The 20,814-nt window shown below is 64.7% G+C and carries 17 protein-coding genes and 1 pseudogene; 10 read left to right on the forward strand and 8 right to left on the reverse strand.

The window, feature by feature from the left end:
- Positions 1-4: 4 nt before the first annotated feature.
- Positions 5-1,699 (reverse strand): recombinase family protein, encoded by a 1,695-nt coding sequence (locus IFS44_RS06420; protein WP_192097861.1) that lies wholly within the window; start codon positions 1,697-1,699, stop codon positions 5-7.
- Positions 1,700-1,732: 33 nt separating this feature from the next.
- On the opposite strand from IFS44_RS06420, the pseudogene IFS44_RS06425 reads away from it, so the two are divergent.
- The 7 genes and pseudogenes from IFS44_RS06425 to IFS44_RS06455 form a co-directional block, all read left to right on the forward strand.
- A pseudogene (locus IFS44_RS06425) lies at positions 1,733-2,113 on the forward strand (magnesium chelatase subunit ChlI family protein); the annotation flags it as partial.
- A 167-nt stretch (positions 2,114-2,280) separates the two neighbouring features.
- Positions 2,281-3,126 (forward strand): EAL domain-containing protein, encoded by an 846-nt coding sequence (locus IFS44_RS06430; protein WP_342366352.1) that lies wholly within the window; start codon positions 2,281-2,283, stop codon positions 3,124-3,126.
- Positions 3,127-3,265: 139 nt separating this feature from the next.
- Positions 3,266-4,078: a DUF1206 domain-containing protein gene (locus IFS44_RS06435; RefSeq protein ID WP_031441669.1), complete on the forward strand. Its 813-nt coding sequence runs from the start codon at positions 3,266-3,268 to the stop codon at positions 4,076-4,078.
- An 83-nt stretch (positions 4,079-4,161) separates the two neighbouring features.
- Entirely contained in the window at positions 4,162-5,793 is a 1,632-nt protein-coding gene (locus IFS44_RS06440) for a M28 family peptidase (RefSeq protein ID WP_192097863.1), read from the forward strand.
- Positions 5,794-5,938: 145 nt separating this feature from the next.
- A complete protein-coding gene (locus IFS44_RS06445) occupies positions 5,939-7,516 on the forward strand; it encodes a L,D-transpeptidase family protein (RefSeq protein ID WP_244649950.1) in 1,578 nt (525 codons plus the stop codon).
- Positions 7,517-7,527: 11 nt separating this feature from the next.
- Entirely contained in the window at positions 7,528-7,881 is a 354-nt protein-coding gene (locus IFS44_RS06450; protein ID WP_192097864.1) for a hypothetical protein, read from the forward strand.
- 5 nt (positions 7,882-7,886) lie between these two features.
- Positions 7,887-8,837 (forward strand): D-alanyl-D-alanine carboxypeptidase family protein, encoded by a 951-nt coding sequence (locus IFS44_RS06455; RefSeq protein ID WP_244650010.1) that lies wholly within the window; start codon positions 7,887-7,889, stop codon positions 8,835-8,837.
- Positions 8,838-8,906: 69 nt separating this feature from the next.
- On the opposite strand, the gene IFS44_RS06460 is transcribed toward IFS44_RS06455, so the two are convergent.
- Positions 8,907-9,206, reverse strand: a complete 300-nt coding sequence (locus IFS44_RS06460) for a hypothetical protein (RefSeq protein WP_192097865.1) — start codon at positions 9,204-9,206, stop codon at positions 8,907-8,909.
- Positions 9,207-9,243: 37 nt separating this feature from the next.
- Positions 9,244-9,753, reverse strand: a complete 510-nt coding sequence (locus IFS44_RS06465; RefSeq protein WP_192097866.1) for a hypothetical protein — start codon at positions 9,751-9,753, stop codon at positions 9,244-9,246.
- 262 nt (positions 9,754-10,015) lie between these two features.
- On the opposite strand from IFS44_RS06465, the gene IFS44_RS06470 reads away from it, so the two are divergent.
- Both IFS44_RS06470 and IFS44_RS06475 read left to right on the forward strand, forming a co-directional pair.
- Positions 10,016-11,245: an ROK family protein gene (locus tag IFS44_RS06470; RefSeq protein WP_192071131.1), complete on the forward strand. Its 1,230-nt coding sequence runs from the start codon at positions 10,016-10,018 to the stop codon at positions 11,243-11,245.
- A gap of 71 nt (positions 11,246-11,316) precedes the next feature.
- Complete coding sequence (locus IFS44_RS06475; RefSeq protein WP_192097867.1) at positions 11,317-12,213, forward strand: ROK family protein; 897 nt, start codon at positions 11,317-11,319, stop codon at positions 12,211-12,213.
- A 54-nt stretch (positions 12,214-12,267) separates the two neighbouring features.
- On the opposite strand, the gene IFS44_RS06480 is transcribed toward IFS44_RS06475, so the two are convergent.
- The 4 genes from IFS44_RS06480 to IFS44_RS06495 all read right to left on the reverse strand — a co-directional run bounded on the left by IFS44_RS06480 (position 12,268) and on the right by IFS44_RS06495 (position 15,797).
- The gene (locus IFS44_RS06480; RefSeq protein ID WP_244649952.1) at positions 12,268-12,960 is read right to left on the reverse strand and encodes a dienelactone hydrolase family protein; all 693 of its coding nucleotides are present in this window, start codon (positions 12,958-12,960) and stop codon (positions 12,268-12,270) included.
- Positions 12,961-13,046: 86 nt separating this feature from the next.
- Positions 13,047-14,105 carry a DUF4118 domain-containing protein gene (locus IFS44_RS06485; RefSeq protein ID WP_192097869.1) on the reverse strand — a complete coding sequence of 353 codons (1,059 nt, stop codon included), beginning with the start codon at positions 14,103-14,105 and terminating at the stop codon, positions 13,047-13,049.
- Positions 14,106-14,175: 70 nt separating this feature from the next.
- Entirely contained in the window at positions 14,176-14,976 is an 801-nt protein-coding gene (locus tag IFS44_RS06490; RefSeq protein ID WP_192097870.1) for a class I SAM-dependent methyltransferase, read from the reverse strand.
- Between the two features lie 170 nt (positions 14,977-15,146).
- The gene (locus IFS44_RS06495; RefSeq protein ID WP_056675036.1) at positions 15,147-15,797 is read right to left on the reverse strand and encodes a carbonic anhydrase; all 651 of its coding nucleotides are present in this window, start codon (positions 15,795-15,797) and stop codon (positions 15,147-15,149) included.
- 891 nt (positions 15,798-16,688) lie between these two features.
- On the opposite strand from IFS44_RS06495, the gene IFS44_RS06500 reads away from it, so the two are divergent.
- Entirely contained in the window at positions 16,689-19,505 is a 2,817-nt protein-coding gene (locus IFS44_RS06500; RefSeq protein ID WP_192097929.1) for a TonB-dependent receptor, read from the forward strand.
- Between the two features lie 178 nt (positions 19,506-19,683).
- On the opposite strand, the gene IFS44_RS06505 is transcribed toward IFS44_RS06500, so the two are convergent.
- The gene (locus IFS44_RS06505) at positions 19,684-20,508 is read right to left on the reverse strand and encodes a Crp/Fnr family transcriptional regulator (RefSeq protein WP_192097871.1); all 825 of its coding nucleotides are present in this window, start codon (positions 20,506-20,508) and stop codon (positions 19,684-19,686) included.
- Positions 20,509-20,814: the final 306 nt, after the last annotated feature.

Genomic DNA, 20,814 nt, shown 5'->3' on the forward strand with positions numbered 1-20,814 from the left:
GAAGTTATTTAGGTGCATTAGCCTTTTTGGCTGTCTCGATGCGCCGCGTAGTGGCTTCAATCGCTGCCTTAACCTCTGGCGTGTAGTCGCCATCTGCGTGGCGTCGTCCCGGCTTATGCATGTTAACGAACTGCGAGCTACCATCGTGGTTGATGAAGACCGCACCAAGGCCACCAACCAGCCCGACATCAACCACCTTCGTAACCGGATTAAACTGCATGTCCGTGATGATATCCTCAAGCGCCGCCTTAACGCGCTGGCGTGCTTGATACTTCAGTTCAGCATCCTCGCTATCGAGAAGCGAGCGAACCTCACTAACGCGCCGAACATGTTCTTCAGGGGATACCGCCCCGCGTGCTGCTGCTAGTTCCTTCTCCGCCTTCTCAAGCTTGCCCTTGGCCTCAACCAGTTCTTCGCGACGGGCGCGGTAACGATCCTGCGCATCGCTATCACCATCTTCGATCATATCGAGCAACCGGTTAACCCGAACCTCGATATCCTTAACCCGCCCCTTGGCTGCTAACACCGCTGTCTCAAACGATGACACATCGGTATCATCGCTCGTGAAGTGCTGATCATCCATCGCCAGCGTAAGGATATGATCAAGTAGCGGGCGTTCGATGCGGTCATACGTCCAGCCAATCTGGTGCGTGCATCCTGAACCCTCTTTAGCCGCGATGCAGTAGAGGAAGTAATGGCGCGTCTTGGTGCCATCGGCGTTGAGCTTGAAGCCAGCGCTTCCCTTTGCCGACATTAAGCCGCCGCATACTGCGCACCTAGCGCGCCGCCCTAGTAGGTTGGTTATACCCTTGCCGCGTCCTTGATGGCGAAGCTGTTGCGCGATCTTATCAGAGTTAGCGGCGGCAAAGTCGGCTTCGCTGATCACAGCGGGATAGAAGCCAGAGATAGGCTCACCAACCGGCTTACGGACTTCATCACCGCGCGCCGAACTGTAGGGTTGCCATTCGCCGAGAACAGCGCGGTTGCATAGCACGCGACCAACGTAGGTGGCGGTCCAAGCGATAGCCTTTCTAAATGTCGGAACCTTGCGCTCGTTAAGCGTCTTGGCGGTCATGCCCTTACCAAAGCCTTTAAGGCGCTGATCAAAGATGAACTTAACGATCTCCACCCGTTCGGGGATTAGATCAAAGCCACCCTCTTTAGGCTTGAGCCAACCGGGATGACGATGCGAGGTCACAACAGGTAGACCCGCGCGAGCATCACGCCGTTTCTTATCCCACGCCGATGCAACGCGTTCGGATTTCTTACGGGATTCCTTGTTCGAACCAAAGGCGGTGATCATCAGCATCATCAAGCCGCCCATGTCGTGATCGAGCATATTGCTATCGATGATCTGCCCGGTTTGCGTCACGCATATCGAGAGGCCAGCGCGCACCAGCGGGGAAAGCCATGTCATCATCACATCGGCTGGCTGGCGGCTCAAACGGTCCAGTTCCTCCACCACCAAGCGGGAGCCTCTAGGAACCGCGCCAGACACCACCCGCTTGGCAAAGGTGCCGAGATTGCCGCTGGTGATGTTTGAGCCTGTGTAGGCGCTCCTACCGGCGTCCACGATGGTTTCAGTAACCTCCCATTGGCGCTGGTCCACGTAGGCTGTGCAATTCGCGATCTGGCGTTCCAGCGTGGAGCCTGCGGTTTGCTCCAGCGAGGACCAACGTGCGTAGATGTAGGTTTGCATGTCACCACCTGTAACTTGATAAGGGTGACATTCCTAGACCGAATCGACCTGCACATCGATGTGGCAGCGGTCACGGCGGCGGATCTCGTCCTGCCCCAGGCCGGCGAGGGATCGGCAGCGGTGGCAGTGCGAGTGGCCGCCGCCCGCAGGGTGCAGACGGAGCGCTATCGTGATCATCCCGTGCGGACGAATGCCGAGGCGGACGGCCCGTTGCTCGAATCGGTCGCTACCCCCGATGCGCCAGGACAGCGTCTGCTCGTGCAGGCGGCGGAGGCGATGCGGCTGACCGCGCGGGGTTATACCCGGATACTGCGCGTCGCGCGGACGATCGCGGATCTGGCCGGCGCCGATCATGTGGCGCGGATCCATGTCGCGGAAGCGCTGAGCTATCGCCGCCGTCCACCAACCAATTGACGCATGTTTGCACATCTACAAGATAATTGATCTATGATAATAAACTAGTACTACTCATTCTGTTAAATGTTGTAGATTAACAATGACCTCACCGAGTTTGGAGTGAGGTGGCGTCGCGCCGGTCCTCATGCCCGTCCGGCCCCGACAGAGCGCGGTAAGGAGCGACAGTGACATTTATCGACCCCGCCCCATTCCGGGCTGCAGCCCGCGCTCCTGCGGACGCGATCGCACCAGTCGAGACGGCGACCCGTCTGACGTGCGGTGCCTGTGGCACCGGCAGCATGCTCCCGTTCGATTTCACGATGGCGTTCCAGCCGATCGTCAACATCGCGACGGAGCGGGTCTGGGCCTATGAAGCGCTGGTTCGCGGCACCGACGGTGCGGGCGCGGGGGCGATCCTCGACAGGGTGTCGGGGGACATGATCTACGGGTTCGATCAGGCTTGCCGTGTGCGCGCGGTGGAGATGGCTGGCGCGCTGTACACGCCGGGCGAGGACGTGAAGCTGTCGATCAATTTCATGCCGAACGCGGTCTATGAACCCAATGCCTGTATCCGGGCAACGCTGGGGGCAGCGGCGCGGGTCGGCTTCGACAAGCGCAACCTGATGTTCGAATTTACCGAGAACGAACGCATGCGCGACGTGCCGCATGTACGGCGGATCATCGAGGCGTACCGTGCGCAAGGGTTCGTGACCGCGATCGACGATTTCGGCGCGGGCTATGCGGGGCTGGGGCTGCTCGCCGAACTCAATCCCGATGTCATCAAGATCGACATGGCATTGATCCGCGGGATCGACGGGTCCGCCGTGAAGCGGTCGATCGTCGCTGCGGTAATCGCATTGTGCGATGAACTTGGCATCATCCCGATCGCCGAGGGGATCGAGACTTCGGGCGAACTGGCGGCGTTGCGCGCGCTCGGGGTACGGTTGTGCCAGGGCTACCTGATCGCGCGTCCCGCGATTGCGCGCCTTCCGGTCCCCTTCGCGGATGCCGCAGAGGTGGTCCACGCCTGACGGTCCGGTGCGGCCCGGGCGCGGTACCGGGCTGCGCCGATCCGCGTCGCCGCGGCGATGTCGTGACCGCCGGCGGAACGTCGCTGCGCACGGCGGGTTTAGCCGGCGTAACGATCAATATGATCCAGGGGGATTTGCGGTGACCATCTCGGATGTCCGTGCGACGCAACTCGCACGTCTCGGCTTCGCCGCGCGCGGCCTGGTGTATTGTCTGGTGGCCTGGTTTGCGGTCGATGCCGCAATGCGCGGCGGGACGATCGCCGACAATCAGGGTGCGATCGGATCGCTGGCGGACGAGCAGCTAGGCGCCGTCCTGCTGGCCGTCATTGCCGCGGGTCTGCTCGGCTATGCGGTGTGGCGGCTGACCGAAGCGATCGCCGATCCGGAGCAGATCATGCGCGACGCCAAGGGCGCCTTGACCCGGATCGGGCACGTCGTCAGCGGGATCGCTCACCTCATCCTTGCCTGGAGTGCGGCACGTCTCGCCTGGCAACCAAGGACGGGCGGCGGCGGGCAGTCCCCGGGTGACGAGAGCGCCCGCGACTGGACAGGCTGGCTGCTGTCGGTGCCGTTCGGACGCGTGCTGGTTGCCGTGGTCGCAATCGGTATCCTCACCGCGGCGGTGATGCAGGCGAAGAAGGCTTGGAAGGGCGATTTCGTCAAGGACCTGCACAATGACGGCTCGCTGCCTTCCTATGTCTGCACGATGGGGCGGCTGGGCTATGGCGCCCGCGCAGTCGTCTTCACGATCATCGCCGGCTTCTTTGCGGTCGCGGCATGGCAGGCGCACGCCACCGAAGCCGGCGGCATGGCCGACGCGCTGGCGATGCTGCAGGACCAGCCGGGGGGCAAATGGCTGTTGGCCGCGACGGGCGTCGGGCTGGGATTGTTCGGCGTCTACAGCTTTGTCGAAGCGCGCTTTCGCCGCGTTCAGGTTCGTCTGCCTGGCTGAACGTCGCAGCCTAAGGCGCGGAAATAGCGCGTGATCTCATGCGTTCGCTTGTGCACGTGAGACATCTTGGGCAGGTTGAGCCGATGAAACGCCTCCTGCCGCTGCTGCTGCTCACCGTCTCGGCCACTACCGCCGCCATCGCCGCTGATCCACGGCCGCCCATCCTGTCGCCGGACCGGATCAAGGCGGACGTCAAGACACTGAGCGCGGATGCGTTCCACGGGCGCGGGCCTACCCAGGCGGGTGAGGCGGTCACGCTCGAATTCCTCGAGCGACGCTTCAAGCAACTCGGGCTGAAACCCATTGTTGGCGCCAGCTATCGTCAGCGTGTGCCCCTGTTGCGCTGGACCCGCGATGCCGCAACCTTCACGCTGCAACTCGGCGACCAGTCGGTGCCATTACGGCCGGGGATCGAGATCGCGGCATCGTCGCGGATCGTCGGCACGACCGAGCTCGATCATGCCGATATCGTGTTTGTCGGCTATGGCGTGGTCGAGCCGAAGCTCGGCTATGATCCGTATCGCGGGGTCGATGTGCGCGGCAAGATCGTCGTCGCTCTTGCCGGCGATCCCGATGTCGAGGCGGGGCGCGACCTGGGATTCGGCGGACGCGCGTCGAGCCCTGCTGCGCGAACCAAGCTCACCGAGGCGCAGAAGCGCGGCGCTGCGGCGTTCCTGACGATCCACGAGACGTTCCCAGCCAGCTATCCCTGGCTGCAGATCGCGAACGGCGACGCGGTACCGGGCTATGCGCTCGACACCGGGACGGTGCCTGCGGCGTTCGGACTGCGCGGCAACCTGCGCAACGACATCGGAATCCGTCTGCTGCGGCAGGCGGGGCTGGACTATGCCGCGGCGAAGGCTGCCGCACAGCGCGCCGATTTTGCTGCGATCATATTGAAGGGGGCGACCCTGTCGGCGCGTGTTCAAACGCGGATGGAGCATGTCGCGAGCCACAATGTCGTCGGCCTTCTTCCGGGCACCGATCCCGCGGCGGGCAGTATTCTCTATGGCGCGCATTGGGATGCCTATGGGGAGAACGCGTTCGATCCGCCCGCGGACCGGATCCGCAACGGCGCGATCGACAACGGGACCGGCACCGCGACGCTGCTCGAGATCGCGCACGCCTATGCGGGCGCCGCCCGGCCGCGGCGGTCCGTCGTGTTCGCGCTGTGGACTGCGGAAGAAAAGGGACTGCTCGGCGCAAGCTGGTATGCCGACCACCCCGCCCTGCCGCTCGCGACGACCGCAGCACAGTTCAATCTCGACCCGCATGTCGTGCTGGGGCGGACGCGCGATCTCGAGCTGATCGGTGTCGGGCGAACGCCGATGGAGCGCGATCTCGAGCGGGTTGCGGCGGCGCAGGGGCTGCGGATCGTGCCCGAGGAGAATACCGAGGCGGGCTGGTATTACCGCTCGGACCATTATGCGCTGGCGCAGAAGGGCGTGCCGGGGGTGTATTTCCGCGCGGGCCGCGATCTCGTGACGGGCGGGGCGAAGGCGGGCGAGGCAATGCGCGATCGGTTCAACGCACGATGCTATCACCAGACGTGCGACGAATTCGACGCACGCTGGGACATGACCGGCGCCGCGCAGGAGGGTAGCGTCGCCTATGCGCTGGGCCGCGAGGTCGCCGAGGGGACGGTATGGCCGGTCTGGAACGCGTCCGAGCCGTTCGCGGCGGCGCGCGACGCGACTCGGGCGGCGCGCAAATGACGGGCACGGCCGCGCCCAGGCCGAAGGGGGCGTTGCGCCCTGCGATAGTCGGCAAGGCGGCGGGAAATATCGCGTCGTCCGGGCTTTATTCAGGCTAGGGCGATATTGCCCGTGCGACGCAGGACGCGATCGCTATAGGGACGCTATGCAAAGCCTTTCAAAGACAAAGACGAACGCCCCCTGGTTCGGCACGATGCTGAGCGGTGCCGCGGTGGTGGCCCTGTTGCTCCCGGTCGACGCCGTTTCGGCCCGAGCGGTCCAGGAGCAGCTGGTGCCGCCGCAACTGTTCCAGACCCAGCCGCAAAGGCCCGTCGCCCCATCGAACCCGCCGGCCAGCCAGCCTGCGCTTCCGGCGCAGGCGATGACGCCGCGCATGGCGGTGCCGCCAGTGGTTCCTATCGTTCGCATGCCGGTGCTGTCCGTTGCCCAGGTCAAGCAGCTGCAGAAGCTGCTTGCGTCGGACACGATGGGGCAGGGGCTTGCGCTCGCGCGGCCGGCGCTGGTGCTCGACGTCGACAACGATACGTTGGTCCGCGAAGCGCTGGACCACGCCCGCGCGGTGCATGCCGGGCGCTTGTCCGAAGCCGATTTCCAGCGGGACTGGGGCATGCGCCCGCCCGCCTTCGATCCGCTGCCGGGCTTTGCCGATGCGGTGAAGCGTGACCGGATCGCCGCGTGGTTCGCTGCGTTGCCGCCACCCTATTCAGGGTATGACGGGCTCAAGGCCGGGCTCGAGCGCTATCGCGCGATCGCTGCGGCGGGCGGTTGGTCCATGCTGGCGAGTGGCCCGGATATGACGATCGGCGCGACGGGCCCGCGTGTGACTGCGCTCCGCCAGCGGCTTGCGGTCGAGGACAAGGACGTATCGACTGGTGGTGACCGGTTCGACGCTGCGCTGCTCGAGGGGGTACGTCGCGCGCAGCGGCGCTACGGGCTCAATCCGAGCGGGATCGTGTCGGGGCAGACGCTGGGTGCGCTGAACGTCTCGGCGACCGATCGCGTCCGCCAGATCATGGCGAACATGGAACGCTGGCGCTGGCTGCCGCAGGAGCTGCCCAAGGATCGCATCCAGGTGAACATCGCCGCCGCGGTCCTGACGGTATTCGATGGCGACCGGCCGATTACCTCGATGCGCGCGGTCACCGGGCGCCCCGGCGACGAGACGCCGATGCTGACCTCGACGATCCACAGCGTCGTGATCAACCCGCCCTGGAACGTCCCGACCTCGATCGCGACGCGCGAACTGTGGCCGAAGGAAAAGGCCAATCCGGGATACCTGAAGCGCAATGGCTTCAAGGTGATCGGCGGCACGCGGCTGCAACAGGCCGCTGGTACGCAGAGCGCGCTGGGGCGGTACAAGTTCGATTTCGACAATCCCTATTCGGTGTATCTGCACGACACCCCGTCACGCGCGAAGTTCGCGAGCTTCAGCCGCCTGGCGAGCCACGGGTGCGTCCGGCTCGAAAAGCCCGCCGAGCTTGCCAACCTCCTGCTGGCGGGTGATCCACAATGGACCCCCGAGATGGTCGCGGCGACGGTCGACAAGGGCACGACGGTGCGGGCGCGGCTCAGCAAGCCCGTGTCGGTCTATCTGCTCTATTGGACGGCATTCGCCAGTGGTAACGGCCAGATGAACTTCCGCGCGGATCCCTATAGCTGGGATTCGACACTGGCCTCCAAGATCGAGGCACGGTCGGCGGCGCAGGCGATGGCAGCACGATGAGGGACATGACCATGACGACCAAGGCATATGCGATCCGCTTCGCGCTCGGCGCGAGCCTGTTGGCGACCGCGCTCGGCGGCTGTTCCCCGTCCGAGCCGGACACCGCACCCGTGACCGAAAACAGCGCGTATGAGGAAGAGGCCCCCGCCGAAGCCGAGGCGCCGGCGGTGGTCGAGGAAGCGGCTGCGCCCGCCCCTGCAGAGGTGAAAGCCGAGGCCCCGCCCGCTCCGGAAATCGCGCCGGACGTTCAGATGCAGGACGATGCCGATGCGACGGGCATGACTGCGCGCGTCCGCCGCGACGGCAGCAGCGCGAACGAACCCGCCGATGACGTGCCCGCCACGAACGAGATGGAGCCGCAGTGAGGCTGATGCCGACCGGCGCCTATCAGCGCCGTATCCCGGCCGTGCTGGCGGCGCTGGCCACGCTGGTTCTGCCCATGTCGTCTGCGGTATCGACGGCGTCGCCCGCCGGGGTGGCGAGCCGCGCCGCGCCGGTTCCGCTGGCGGCGATTCCCGGGACGGCAATGGCGGTTCCGGCTTTGGCGGAACCGGTGCTCGCCGCGCCATCGCCGGCGGCGGCGCGGACGGTGTCGGCCATCCTGATCGATGCGCGCGATGGCCGGGTATTATATGCGCAAGGGGCCAATCTGGTCCGTCGACCCGCGTCGCTGACCAAGATGATGACGTTGTTCCTGGCGTTCGACGCGCTCGACGCGAACAAGCTGCAGCTGTCCGACACCGTCAAATTCTCGCGGGCCGCGGCGAACCAGCCGCCGTCACGGCTCGGTCTGCGGCCCGGTGCCGGACTGACGGTCGGCGAAGCCATCCGGGCGATCGCGGTGAGTTCGGCCAATGACGTGGCGGTAGCGCTTTCCGAAAAACTGGGTGGCAGCGAAGCCAGCTTCGCGCGGCGGATGACCGCAAAGGCGCGAACGCTCGGTATGCGGCGGACGTCGTTCACCAACGTCACCGGATTGCCCGGCGCCAATCTCACGACCGCGACCGACATGGCCATGTTGTCCAAGGCACTGATCGACCAGCATGCGGATCGCTATGCCTATTTCAGCACCCGGTCGTTTCGCTGGGCGGGACGGCAGTTGCAGAACCACAATCACATGCTCGGCGCCTTTGACGGGCTCGACGGCATCAAGACCGGCTATACGGTCGAGGCCGGGTTCAATCTGGCGGCATCGGCCAAGCGCGGCAACCGCCGACTGATTGCCGTCGTCCTGGGAGAGCGAACCGCGCGCTCACGCGATCGGCTGGTCGCGCAGATTCTCGAGCGCGGGTTCAACGGCGGCGAGGGCGCCCCGAGCTAATCTGTTGCGGCTCAAGCCAGGGCACCCTGTACGCCACGGCGTACGGGGTGCCTGATTGGCGCGAGGGCGTCAGGTGCGTTCGATCAATTCGATCTCGGCTTCGACCTCGATCTCGTCATCCTCGCCGCCGCCTTGCGTGCCGTCATCCTGTGGGATGATCAGGTCGACGGTCCAGTCATAGACCTTCTCGCGGTTTTCGCCCTGTACCCAGACGCGCACCGCGCCCTTGGTGATTTCTCCACCCATCTGCCCGACGAAGTCGGAGATGAGCGTCTCGGCGGCATCCTCGTGATCGGTCGCGCCGGAGATGCACGCGGACTGCATCTCCTCTTCGAAATCGATCAGCTGTGCCCAATATTGTTTCGCCATGTGTCGGTCCTCTTCGTGGGGCGCTGCGTGCGCCGGGTCAGCGTGCGATACCGCCCGCCGGGGGCGAGACCGGAGCGATTTGCCCCGACGCGGGCAGCAAGGCCAGCGCCGTCTTGTAGCAATCCTCGATATGCGCGTTGCCGACCAGCTTCATCGCGCCGAAGCTGATCGTGGCGGCGAAGGCAGAACCGACGAACGGTACATATTTGGCAAGTGATCCCGCCGCGACCCGCGCACCGACGCGCCGCAGCAGCGCGGCGACCACCCGTTTGGTGACCATGCGCCCGATCACGTTGTTACCCATGCTCGACGCCATCACCAGCACTTGCTGCGCGAGATGCGGCTCGAGCTTTTGCACCTGTTCGTGATCGAGCTGGAACATTTCGCTGATCTTCGGCAGCAGGGTCGTCAACAGGCCGACATCCGCGACCAGGTCGACGCCCGGAATCGGAACGACCGCGGCGCCCGCCGACATCAAGGATCGCCGGGTGACAAGCGACCGGCTTTCGGCGCGGACCCGCTCCAGATCTTCGAGCCGTGTAATCATCGATGTCGATCTTTCCAAATGGTTGAATTGCGGCGCGATACCACAGGCTTTGCGCCTGCGCGACGTGGCTTGTTCGCTGCCGGGAGCAAACTGCCGTGCCGGGCCGGTGCGGAGATATAACCAACTTGGCATATTCAATTGACCGGCTGGGGTGGATGTCGGACTATAGGATCGCGTTTGGGGCCGTCGGCCGCGCGACTGACGGGGCGGCGCGCGAAATCACATCGATGCGCGCCTCGACGTTCCGGGGAGGGAGCAAGCCGTGGATTTCTCGGATTTCGAGCCGCATGCCGGTGGCGGGGTGACTGCGGAGGAGCGCGCGGTGCGGCTTGGCCCAAGCCTGTCGGGCACGAATCTTGAACGGGCGGGCGACTATAACCAGCGCGTCGTGCTCCAGGTCATCCGTCGAAATCCGGACATTACCCGGACCGAGATCGCGACGATGACCAACCTCACCGCGCCGACGATCGCGAATATCACGGGGCGCCTGTTCGAGGCTGATCTCATCGTCGATGCCGGGCGCCGCAAGGGCGGACGCGGCCAGCCGGCGGTGCGGTTGCGGATCAACCCCGATGGATGCTTCGCGATCGGGTTGAACATCGACCGTGATCACGTCACGCTCGTATCGCTCGATCTGGCGGGGCAGGTCCGGTCCCGGTTCACACAGCAGATCGCGTTCGCGATGCCCGACGACATCATTGGTATCGTCGGCAAGGAGATTGCCGAGATCCGGCGATCGGACGTGTTGCGCGCCGACCGGATCCTCGGCGTCGGCGTGGCACTGCCCGACGATCTGGGGCAGGTGGCGTTGCCGCATCGTCCGGCGGGCTATGAATGCTGGGGTGCTGTCGACCTCCAGGCACTGCTCGCCGGTGTCGTTCCCTGGTCGGTCCATATCGATAATGACGCGGCGGCGGCGGCGATCGGCGAGGCGCAGTTCGGCGGCGGGCTCGATCATGCGAGCTTTTTCTACATTCTGGTCAGCGCAGGACTGGGGGGCGGGGTCGTCATTGACGGATCCTATTATCGCGGTGCCGATGCGCGGAGCGGCGAGCTTGGCTTTCTGCCGCTGACGGGTATGCCGGGACAGGTACTTCAGGACGTGGTGTCCTTGTCCGCACTTGCCGCGCGGCTCGAACAGGCGGGCCTGACCACGCCGTTCGACCCGGCGCTGGAGCTTGCCGAGCAGTTCGGCAGCACATTGGATGCATGGGTCGACGAGTGCGCGAGCGCCCTCGTGCCTGCGCTGACCGCCGTCAACTGCCTGATCAACCCGGCCGCGGTGCTGATCGGCGGACGTCTCCCCGACCTGGTGCTCGACCGACTGGCGTCGGAAACGACGCGCAAGCTGATCGCGGCGGCGCCGACGATCCCGGCGCGTGCACCGATCCGGCGCGCCACACTGTCGCGCGATGCGCCCGCCGTGGGCGCTGCGATCCTGCCGTTTCTCGACCGGATCCTGCCGTCGGACGCCATCCTGATTAAGGGCTGATTGTTAAAGCAAATTGACTTTATCTTTCTCGCGGGCAGGGTGCCTCCAAACCAAAGTCAGAGAGAGATGCAGTGATCCAGATCGGTATCGATGTCGGCGGCACGAAGATCGAGGCAGCGGCCCTTGACGCCGACGGCCAGTTCCTCGCCCGCGTGCGCAGCCCGAACCCGGGAAATTACGACGACGCCATCGGGACGATCGGCGAGCTGATCGCTCGCGCCGAGAGCGAGGCGGGCGCCATGGGCTCGATCGGGGTCGGTACGCCCGGATCGATCAGTCCGCGCGACGGGCTGATGCGCAACTCGAACGCCACCTTCCTCAACGGCCGCGCCTTTCGCGAGGATCTGGAGACTGCGCTGGGCCGTCAGGTCCGGATGGCCAATGACGCGAATTGCATGGCACTGTCCGAAGCGGTCGACGGTGCGGCAGCCGGGGCGCGGTCGGCCTTTGCTGTGATCGTCGGGACCGGCGTCGGAGGCGGGCTGGTCGTCGACGGGCACATCGTCGAGGGTGCAAACGGCATGGGGGGCGAATGGGGCCATGTCCCGCTTCCGTGGATGACCGCGGCGGAATATCCCGGTCCGTCCTGCTGGTGCGGACAAAGCGGGTGCCTCGACATGCTGATATCGGGGACCGGTTTCCGGCAGGATCATGCCGCTCGGTCGGGGAAGATGCTCGACGGGGTCGCGATCGTCGAGGCCGCGCGGTCTGGTGAAGCCGACGCGGTCGCATCGCTCGACGCCTATGTCGATCGGCTCGGACGCGCGCTGGCGATGATCGCCAATATCGTCGACCCGGACGTCTTCGTGTTCGGCGGCGGCATGTCGAATGTCGAGGCGATCTACGCCCGGCTTCCCGCGGTGATCGATCGCTACAGCTTTGGCGGCGACTGGAAGGGGCAGGTGGTGCCGGCCCGTTGGGGTGATTCCTCGGGCGTGCGTGGCGCAGCGCGGTTGTGGCCACGCTGAGCCTCCTGCGGCGGAGCCCGCGAGGCGCCTAGCCGGCTGACCGGCGGTGCGCCGTCATCCGGCGAGGGTGCGGTTGAACAGCGCGATGACCGCATTCAGCGTCTGGGCGAACAGCGCGGGATCATAGCGTGGCCCCTCGTCACGCAAAAACGCGTGCTGGCCGTTGACCTCGAGCCAGCCATAAGTGGCGCCGACCTCCTCCAGCCGTGCGCGGATCGTCTCGCGCGCGGCAAACGGGACATGCGGGTCCTGCCGCCCCCAGATGAACAGCGTTTCCGCCTTCAGCTCATCCATGCGCGCCAGACTGTCGTCCTGCTTGCCCGCACCGAGCGTTCCGCCGTGGATGTCGGTCGCGTAGAAGCACGCGGCCGCTGCGACGCGGGGATCGAGCGCGGCGCGGTAGGCGAGATGGCCCCCCAGGCAGACGCCCATCGTCGCAAGCCGCCCGGTACAGGCGGGGTGCGCGGCGAGGCTGTCGAGCGCTGCGACCGCATCCGCGTCGAAGGCGGGAACCGGTTTCGTGACCTTCAGCGCGTTGCCGCGATCGGTGCCGGCCGCGTCGTAGCGCAGCACCGTCCCGGGTTGCTCATACTCATGATAGACCTCGGGCACCGCGACACAGAAGCCGTGACCGGCGACATAGGCAGCAAGCCGGCGGATCGGGTCCGTGACCTGGTAGATTTCCGAGAACAGCAGAACGCCGGGATAGCGTCCCTCGACCGCGGGGCGGAACAGGTGCGTGCGCATGACGCCGCCTGGTGACGGCATGGCATCATTCGAAGGAGTGCCGCTGGCGATTCGAGGGATATCGATGAATTCGTCGCTGCGGATGATCATGGGGTAGGGGGCTGTCCTGCGGGGGAATGGGGGATGGTCAGCACGCTTTGTGCGCCGACCGGCTCAGCGCTTCTGACGTCGAAGCTGCCACCGAGCTGTCGCGCTAGCGTGGTGGCGATCTTCAGACCGAGGCTCGTCGAGCCGCGCGTATCGAATCCCTCGGGCAGTCCGGCGCCGTCGTCGGTCACGCAGAGTTGCAACCCCGTGGTGGTCTGGACGAGATCGACCCGGATGCTGCCATGATCGCGTCCCACCAGTCCATGCTCGATGGCGTTGGCGATCGCCTCCGCCATGATCAGCGCAACGGGGATCAGCGCGTCGGGGGGGAGCATGACGCCGGGCGGTGCTGAAACGGAGTGGACGATACCAGGATTGCCGCCCGCCTCGATCACGTCGGCAGTCAGTTGGTGGAGGAACTGGTCGAGCGCGATCAGCGATCCGCTGGTATCGTAAAGCTGCCGCTGGATCCGGCCGATCAGCGTGATCTTGGTCGCTGCATTGTCGAGCGCGAGGGCCGCGGCGGGGTCGGCGATACCGCGCTTCTGCAACGCGAGGACGGCCCCGATCATCTGGAGATTATTCGATACGCGGTGCTGCAATTCGCGGAACAGCACTTCGGTCCGATCGGCCAGCAGCCCGCTGCGCAGCGCAAGGTCGGCGTTGCGTTCGCGCTCGTCGCGCAGCCGGTGATTGGCCTGCTGCATCCAGTGGACCAGCGCGATGTCGACGGCAGCAACAGCGGCATAGAAGAGCAGTGCTACCGCGGTATCGACGCCGAGTGTGAACCCTTGGCGTGGCGCGATGAAATAATACCAGGCCAGCACACCGCACAACAGTGCAGCCGCTGAACCGGGACCGCGCCCGAGCAGGAAGGACGATATGATGACCGCCGGGAAGAAGGTCAGGAACGGAAAACCGGGCGGCAGCAGGTGATCGACGCCGATCCGGATCGCGCAGGCGGCGATGGAGAGGGCGACCGCAACGCCGTACGCGATGGCGCGGCGATCCCATAGCAGCGGCAGACGTTCGAGGAAACGGAGTGGGGTGGCGGTCACACGGGTGTCGTAACAGCGTAGCCCGCCGCTTCCAAATCTTGGATGCGGCGGGTGACACTCTGCGCGGCGATCAACGGGGTTTGACGAACTTGAGCGTCATCCGGTCGCTTTCGCCGATCGCGGCATAGCGCGCGCGGCCAACATCGCCCTCGGCGTAATTGGGCGGCAGGGTCCACACGCCCTTGGGATAGTCATGCGTATCCTTTGGGTTCGCATTGACCGCACTCTCGCCTGCCAGCTTGAATCCTGCCTTGGTGGCATAGGCGATGACCGACGACCGCTTCATATAGCCGCTCTTGCCTTCCTCGATCTTGCCCGACGCTTCGGGCAGATGGTGTTCGACAAGGCCAAGCGTGCCGCCGGGCTTGAGCATCGCGAACATCTGGTCGAACGCGGCCTGGGTCTGATCGGCGGCCCCGAACCGCCAGTTGTGCACGTTGCGGAAGGTCAGCACGACGTCCGCCGAGCCTGCGGGCACGGTCGGCTGGCCGGCGACCGCCGGGAACATGGCATAGCGCAGCGCGCGATAGGCTTCGGGCATCGCCTGGCGCTTGGCCCGGACAGCTGCGAGACCCTTCTCGCTCGGCGCAGCGGCATAAAGCGTGCCGCGGGCCGCGAGATAGGGCGCAAGGATCTCGGTATACCAGCCGCCGCTGGGCCATATCTCGACGACCGTGTCGCCAGGCTTCACACCGAAAAAGGCGAGCGTCTGGGCGGGGTGGCGGAAGGCGTCGCGCGCGACCGTCGCGGGCGTTCGCGTCCCGGCTTTGGTTGCCGCGACCAGGGCGGCGCTCGGCGCGGGATCGGGTGCGGCATATGCCGCTGTGGCGGCCGACAGGCCGGCAGCGATAACCAAGGCAAGGCGCGTCATAGGACCTCCAGTCAGAAGCCTGCAACATAGCGCCCTAATCTGACGGGCCGCAACCCGCGTACAGTCTCGGTTTCCCGTGACTATTTGCGAGGAGGCGCGACGACCAGCAGGTGAGGTTTAAACTAAGGATCCGCCGGGCCGACGACGCTTTTGCCGGCCCGGCCTCGGCATCAGTCCGCGCGGGGCTGGGCCGGCGTAAATCCGCCGTTCTCGTCCATCACGCGCAGAATGCCGTCGTCGATTGCAAACACCGCGCCGCGGATCTCGAGATCGCCGGCAGCCTCTGCATCGCGGACGAACGGGAAGGTCCGCAGATTTTCAATCGACGTCCGAACGGCAGCCTGCTCCATCGCCTCGCGAGCCTCTTCAGACTTCAGATCGGCATGATCCTTGGCGACGGACTCGCGTGCGCCATCGAGCAGATGCACCCAGTCACTGATGAAGCCACCCTGGCCGCGCTCTGCCTTGTCGAACGTGCCTGCGAGCGCCGCCTTGCAGCCGCCGCACTGGCCATGGCCGAGTACGACGATCTCGCCGACCTTGAGCTGCGTGACCGCAAATTCCACCGCGGCAGAAACGCCGTGATAGCCGCCGCCCGTCTCGAACGGCGGAACGAGGTTGGCGACGTTGCGGACGACGAACATCTCACCAGGCAACGTGTCGAAGATCTGCGCGGGTTCGACCCGGCTGTCCGAACAGGCGATCACCATGACGCGCGGTTCCTGTCCGACTTTCAATTTCTCCCAACGGTCATGCTGGCGGCGCCAGTCGGACGTCCGAAACCGCTGGTATCCATCTACAAGATCGGCAAAATCAGTCATTGTGTATCGTCTCCCGGGATACGGCCAAAACGGCCAATTTCAGAAACCCCTTGTCATGCGAGCGGTTCCCCGGGAAGCCCGCAACACTGCCGATCCTGCGATAGGGCGAGCGATCTGCCCCGCGAGTGGCGCAGGTACGGGGGAATCGTAGGCACGCCCCCCGCACGGAGGAATTGCGCGACCATGGGGTTGGTCAGGCCCTATGCCATGGGCAGGGGCTCCGGCGCCATGGACAGGGCGCTGCCGCGCGCAGCATTGCGCTACGAGGATATTTTGCGCTCGCCTGATCAGCGCTTTCGCTGGGGCTGGTAGCGACACCCGCCGCGCACAAACCGCATGGCTCAGTGGACGCCGCAAACATCCTATATTGGTACGGAGTGTTGCCCTTATTCGGGGTTCGCCAACGGATGCCTCGCGAGCCTAAGCGAGTATTAGATCCGCTGCGGTCGATCTTGGCGTCAGCTGCCGGGGTCATGATGCGCTAGCGCCTGTCAGTAAGCGTGGGCAAGTCCCTCGACGGGCAAAGGAATGTGTCTTCGGCTCGCGACTGACACCATCTTCCGAAACGTGGAGTACCTTGGCAAATTGATGCGCTGACGCGTCTTGCCTTGTCGAACGAACTCGGCCCGGGCCTTGCTGGCGTCAGGTCCGCAGCCACGGGGCAACCGCCGGACTGGAATGTGCCCCTCCCAGAATTGGTAATAAAAAGGTAATTTTCGCATTAGATTCGGAAAATTAATTTGATATAGGTAGCGGCGCCTAGACATCGACCTGGCTACCAAAAGAATACCGGGCGATTCGCGGGATTTACGGGTGCAGGCATGGGCTGCATCGGGATGGCGCGATGGCGCCTATGAAAAGGGGCTTTGACCAATGGTTTTTCCTAAGCAGATGTTGCTCGCATCCACCGCCGTGGTCGCCAGCGCGATCGCCGGGCTGATCGCGCCTGCGGGCGCACAAACCGCGCCGTCATCCGCCCCGCCAGCCGCCGCCGAGCAGCCCGTATCCGCTCAGACACCTCCCACGCAGGCCGCCCCCTCGGGGGACGCGGACAGCGACATCGTCGTCACCGGTATCCGCGGCAGCCTGCGCAGCGCGATCGCGGTCAAGCGCGAGGCCAATGCCGTGGTCGACGTGATCAGCGCCGAAGCGATCGGCAAGTTTCCTGACCGCAACGTCGCCGAATCGCTGTCGCACATCCCCGGCGTGAGCATCGATCGGCGCTTCGGCGAGGGCGAGAAGGTCGCCATCCTTGGTACCGATCCCGCGCTCAACCGGATGCTGCTCGACGGTCATGCGCTCGCATCGGCGGATTGGGGCGGTAACGACAATGACCCGTCGAGCCGCACCTTCAACTATTCGTTGCTCGCGCCCGAACTCGTCGACCGGCTCGAGGTGTACAAGTCGCCCGAACCGCGGATCGAGGAGGGGAGCCTCGGGGGCACGGTCATCGTCCGCACCCGCCGGCCGCTCGAGCTCAAGGCCAATTCGATCTTCGCGTCGGGCGGCTATTCGTACAACGACCGTTCGGACAAGGGCAATGTCCGCGGCTCGGGGCTGTACAGCTGGAAGAATGATGCGGAGACGTTCGGTGTGCTGGTCGCCGCGACCTATGACAAGCAGAGCCTGACGCGCGCCGGCGTGGAATTCTTCGGCTATGACAATGCCGCGGCGAATGCGGACGGCACCTATAACAGCCCGTTCGTCAACCGCGCGCAGGACGGCACGCTTAGCCTGAAGAGTCCGGGTGCGACCATCACTGGCGGAACGATTGCGGATCTCTACAAGGCCGCGTCGCCGTTCGGCATCAACTACGCCTATTTCCAGCAGACGCGCGAGCGCAAGAGCGTATCGGGCACCGTTCAGTACCGCCCCAGCTCGGAGCTGACGCTGACGCTCAACGGCCTGCACATCAACGGCAATTACGACAATTACAGCCAGTCGATGTACACCATTCCCGGGGCCTGGACGGGTAACGTGCTGCAGTCGGTCAATATCAGCAACGGGGTCGTCAACGCCGCGACCTTCGGTGCTGCCACGAGTCAGAGTGCACAGCTCGACACGCTCGTCCGCAAGACCAAGCTGACAACCGATAATCTGAACCTGTTCGCGGATTGGGAAGGCGATGACGGCGCCAAGGTGTCGTTCGCGGGTGGCTGGAGCCGGGCAAGGGGCGGGCGCAATCCCGAATATCTGTTCAACGTGCAGACCAGACTGCCGTTCAGCTATGCCTTCACCAACGATACGGCGACGGTCAACTTCACCGGCGACCCGACCAACCCCGCAAACTACTTCACCAACCCGAACAACAATCCCGCACAGATCGAGGGCAGCCCGGTGCTGGTCGGCGGCACGCAGCTGAACGCCGCGCAGATCGGCGGCCTCGATTACAGCGTGACGACCGATCGCGACATCTTCGGCGGCTATGATGCGACGATCCCGGTTTCGTTCGGGCCGTTCACGCAGCTGATGCTCGGCGCACGCGTCACCGACCATGTCAACCGCATCGACGGTCGCGGCATCAACACCTATCTCACGACGTCGCAGCTTGCATCGCAGCTCAACGTGCCGACCGCGTCGACTCCGGACGGCACATTCAGCGGCAGCGGCGGGTTGGGCAACGCGACGCAGTATCTGAACCTGTCCGAACAGTCGGTGATCGATATCCTGGCGAATGCGATCAATTCGCCGCTGATCCGCAAGATCGGCGCGTCGACCCGGGTCAAGGAAACCGTCGCGGCGAGCTATGCGCAGCTCAATTTCGAGCAGAGCGGCTTTCGCGGCAATATCGGTGGCCGGCTGGTCTATACCAAGGACGTTTCGGACTATGCGCTGACGCTGTCGACGGCGGCCAACCCCAACCCCGTGCCGACCCCGACGACGACATCGACCGACTATCTGAAATTCCTGCCGAGCTTCAACATCGCCTATGAGGCGAGTTCCTCGCTCATCTTCCGCGGTGCGGTTGCCAAGGTGATCTCGCGGCCACGCTATCAGGATCTGGCGGCATCGATCTCGCAAAACGATACGACGCGCGATGCGGGTGGCGGCAACCCCAATCTGAAGCCGTATGAGTCGACCAATTACGAGCTGACCGCGGAATTCTACCCGCGTCCGGGCAGCCTGCTCGCGGTCGAGGCCTTCCGTCGCGACATCAGCAACTACATCATCACCACCCGGACCGAGGGGGTGACGCTGTTCAATTCGCTGACCGGGCGGCTGGAGAACAATTACAGTGTTTCGCAGCCGATCAACGGCGGCAAGGCGAAGGTGAACGGCATCCTCGTTTCCGGGCAAAGCGAGATCTGGGGCGGGTTCGGGCTCCAGGCGAACTATACCTATCAGGACAGCACGACCTCCTCGACCGACGCGTCGGGCGCCGATCTCAACCTTCCCTATCTGTCGAAGCACACCGTCAACGTGATCCCCTATTTCGAAAGCGGACCGTTCCAGACGCGGTTGAGCTACAATTACCGGACGAAGTATTTCCGCACGATCGGCCGTCTCGGCTCGCGCGAAATGGTCGCCGCGTATAACCAGCTCGATCTGTCGGCAGGGTTCAATCTGACCAAGCAGGTCACGCTGTCGCTCAACGCGCAGAACCTGCTCGACGAGACCTATCGCCAGTATAACGCGACGCCCGATCGGCCCACGGCCTTCTACAAGAACGGGCGGACCTATGTCGCGTCGCTGTCCTTCCGGCTGTAGGTCTGGCGGCCGTTAAATAGGCCGCGCCTAGTCTCGCTCGCCCAGAGACCGCCTGTCTGCAGACGGCTCTGTGGCGAGCGGGCGTTCATGGCTTAACGGGGTGGCGTGGCGCGCCGGAGCGCTAACGCCGTCTTAGCTGGACCTCCATGAAGAAGCAGACCACCACCCGGGTCGCTGTTCAACCAAGGGCCGCACGATCGCCGGACGTGCCAGGCTCTTTGGACAATTGGAGATAGGCGGGGTCGAACGCGGCCAGATCGACCAGCGCCGGCCAGTCGTGGATCGTCAGGCGTCGGGCCTCGAGCGACAGCAAGCCGTCACGGCGCAGCTCTTGAAGCGCACGATTGGTGTGGATGGATGTCAGCGCACAGGCATCCCCCAGATGAAACTGGGTCAACGGCAGCGCACAGCTGCTGTCCTGTACCAGCCCAACCCGGTCCATTCGCAGATATAACTCGCACAGCAGATGCGCGATTCGCTGTTTGGCACTGCGTTGCCCGACATTGAGCGTCCAGGCGCGCTGGATCGCGGCGGCGGTCAGCGATTCCCACCACAGGGCCTGCGTCAGGGGCGGGTGGTCGATCGCAAGCCCGGCCAGCATCGGGGCATCGACCACCGCGACGCGTGCAGGGGTGATCGAGGCGATCGTTTGGTCCATCCCCGCCAGCAGGAAGACGTCGAAATCACAGACATCGCCCGGAAGATAAAAGGCGACGATCCGACGGCGCCCATCGACGAGCATCGTGTAGCGGCACGCCCAGCCGTCAAGCAGGACATGGATCCCGCTTGGCTGCATCCCCCGGTCGAGCAACACCGTTCGTCCGCAAATCGGCCCGGCCTTGGCCGCAAGCAACGTGTTAAGCGCGACCTCCTCCGCAGCCGACAGGGGATGCCGGTCGCGCAGCTTCCGGACGAGCTTGTCCGCCGCGGCACTCCGCGTCGCAAAAGACGTGCGTGGGCCTGAGGTGCTGCCGGGGCGATGTTCGGATAAGACGCTGGTCATCAAGTAGGAACGAGAACGCCTCAGCGGGGGATGACCGGGGAAGGGTGTGATGCGCTCGGCTCACCGTTCGAATCGCTCGACTTATGGAATATCCTGATCCCGCTCAGTGGCAACGCACTTGGATCGCGTCGTTTCGTCGGCCGGCTCGTACACTTATCGCTGACCGGACCCTGTTCCGCGCCGTTGGGGGCGCAGAACGCGCCAGCCTGCAAAAATTGCCATAAAAGTGAAATTTGCGTTTGACGGGATTGGGGATGGGCCCTAGAGGGGTGTCACCGCAGCGAACGGCCACACGGTCTGGTTGCT

Source organism: Sphingomonas sp. CFBP 13706 (assembly GCF_014842355.1).
In the GTDB taxonomy this organism is placed as follows: domain Bacteria; phylum Pseudomonadota; class Alphaproteobacteria; order Sphingomonadales; family Sphingomonadaceae; genus Sphingomonas; species Sphingomonas aerolata.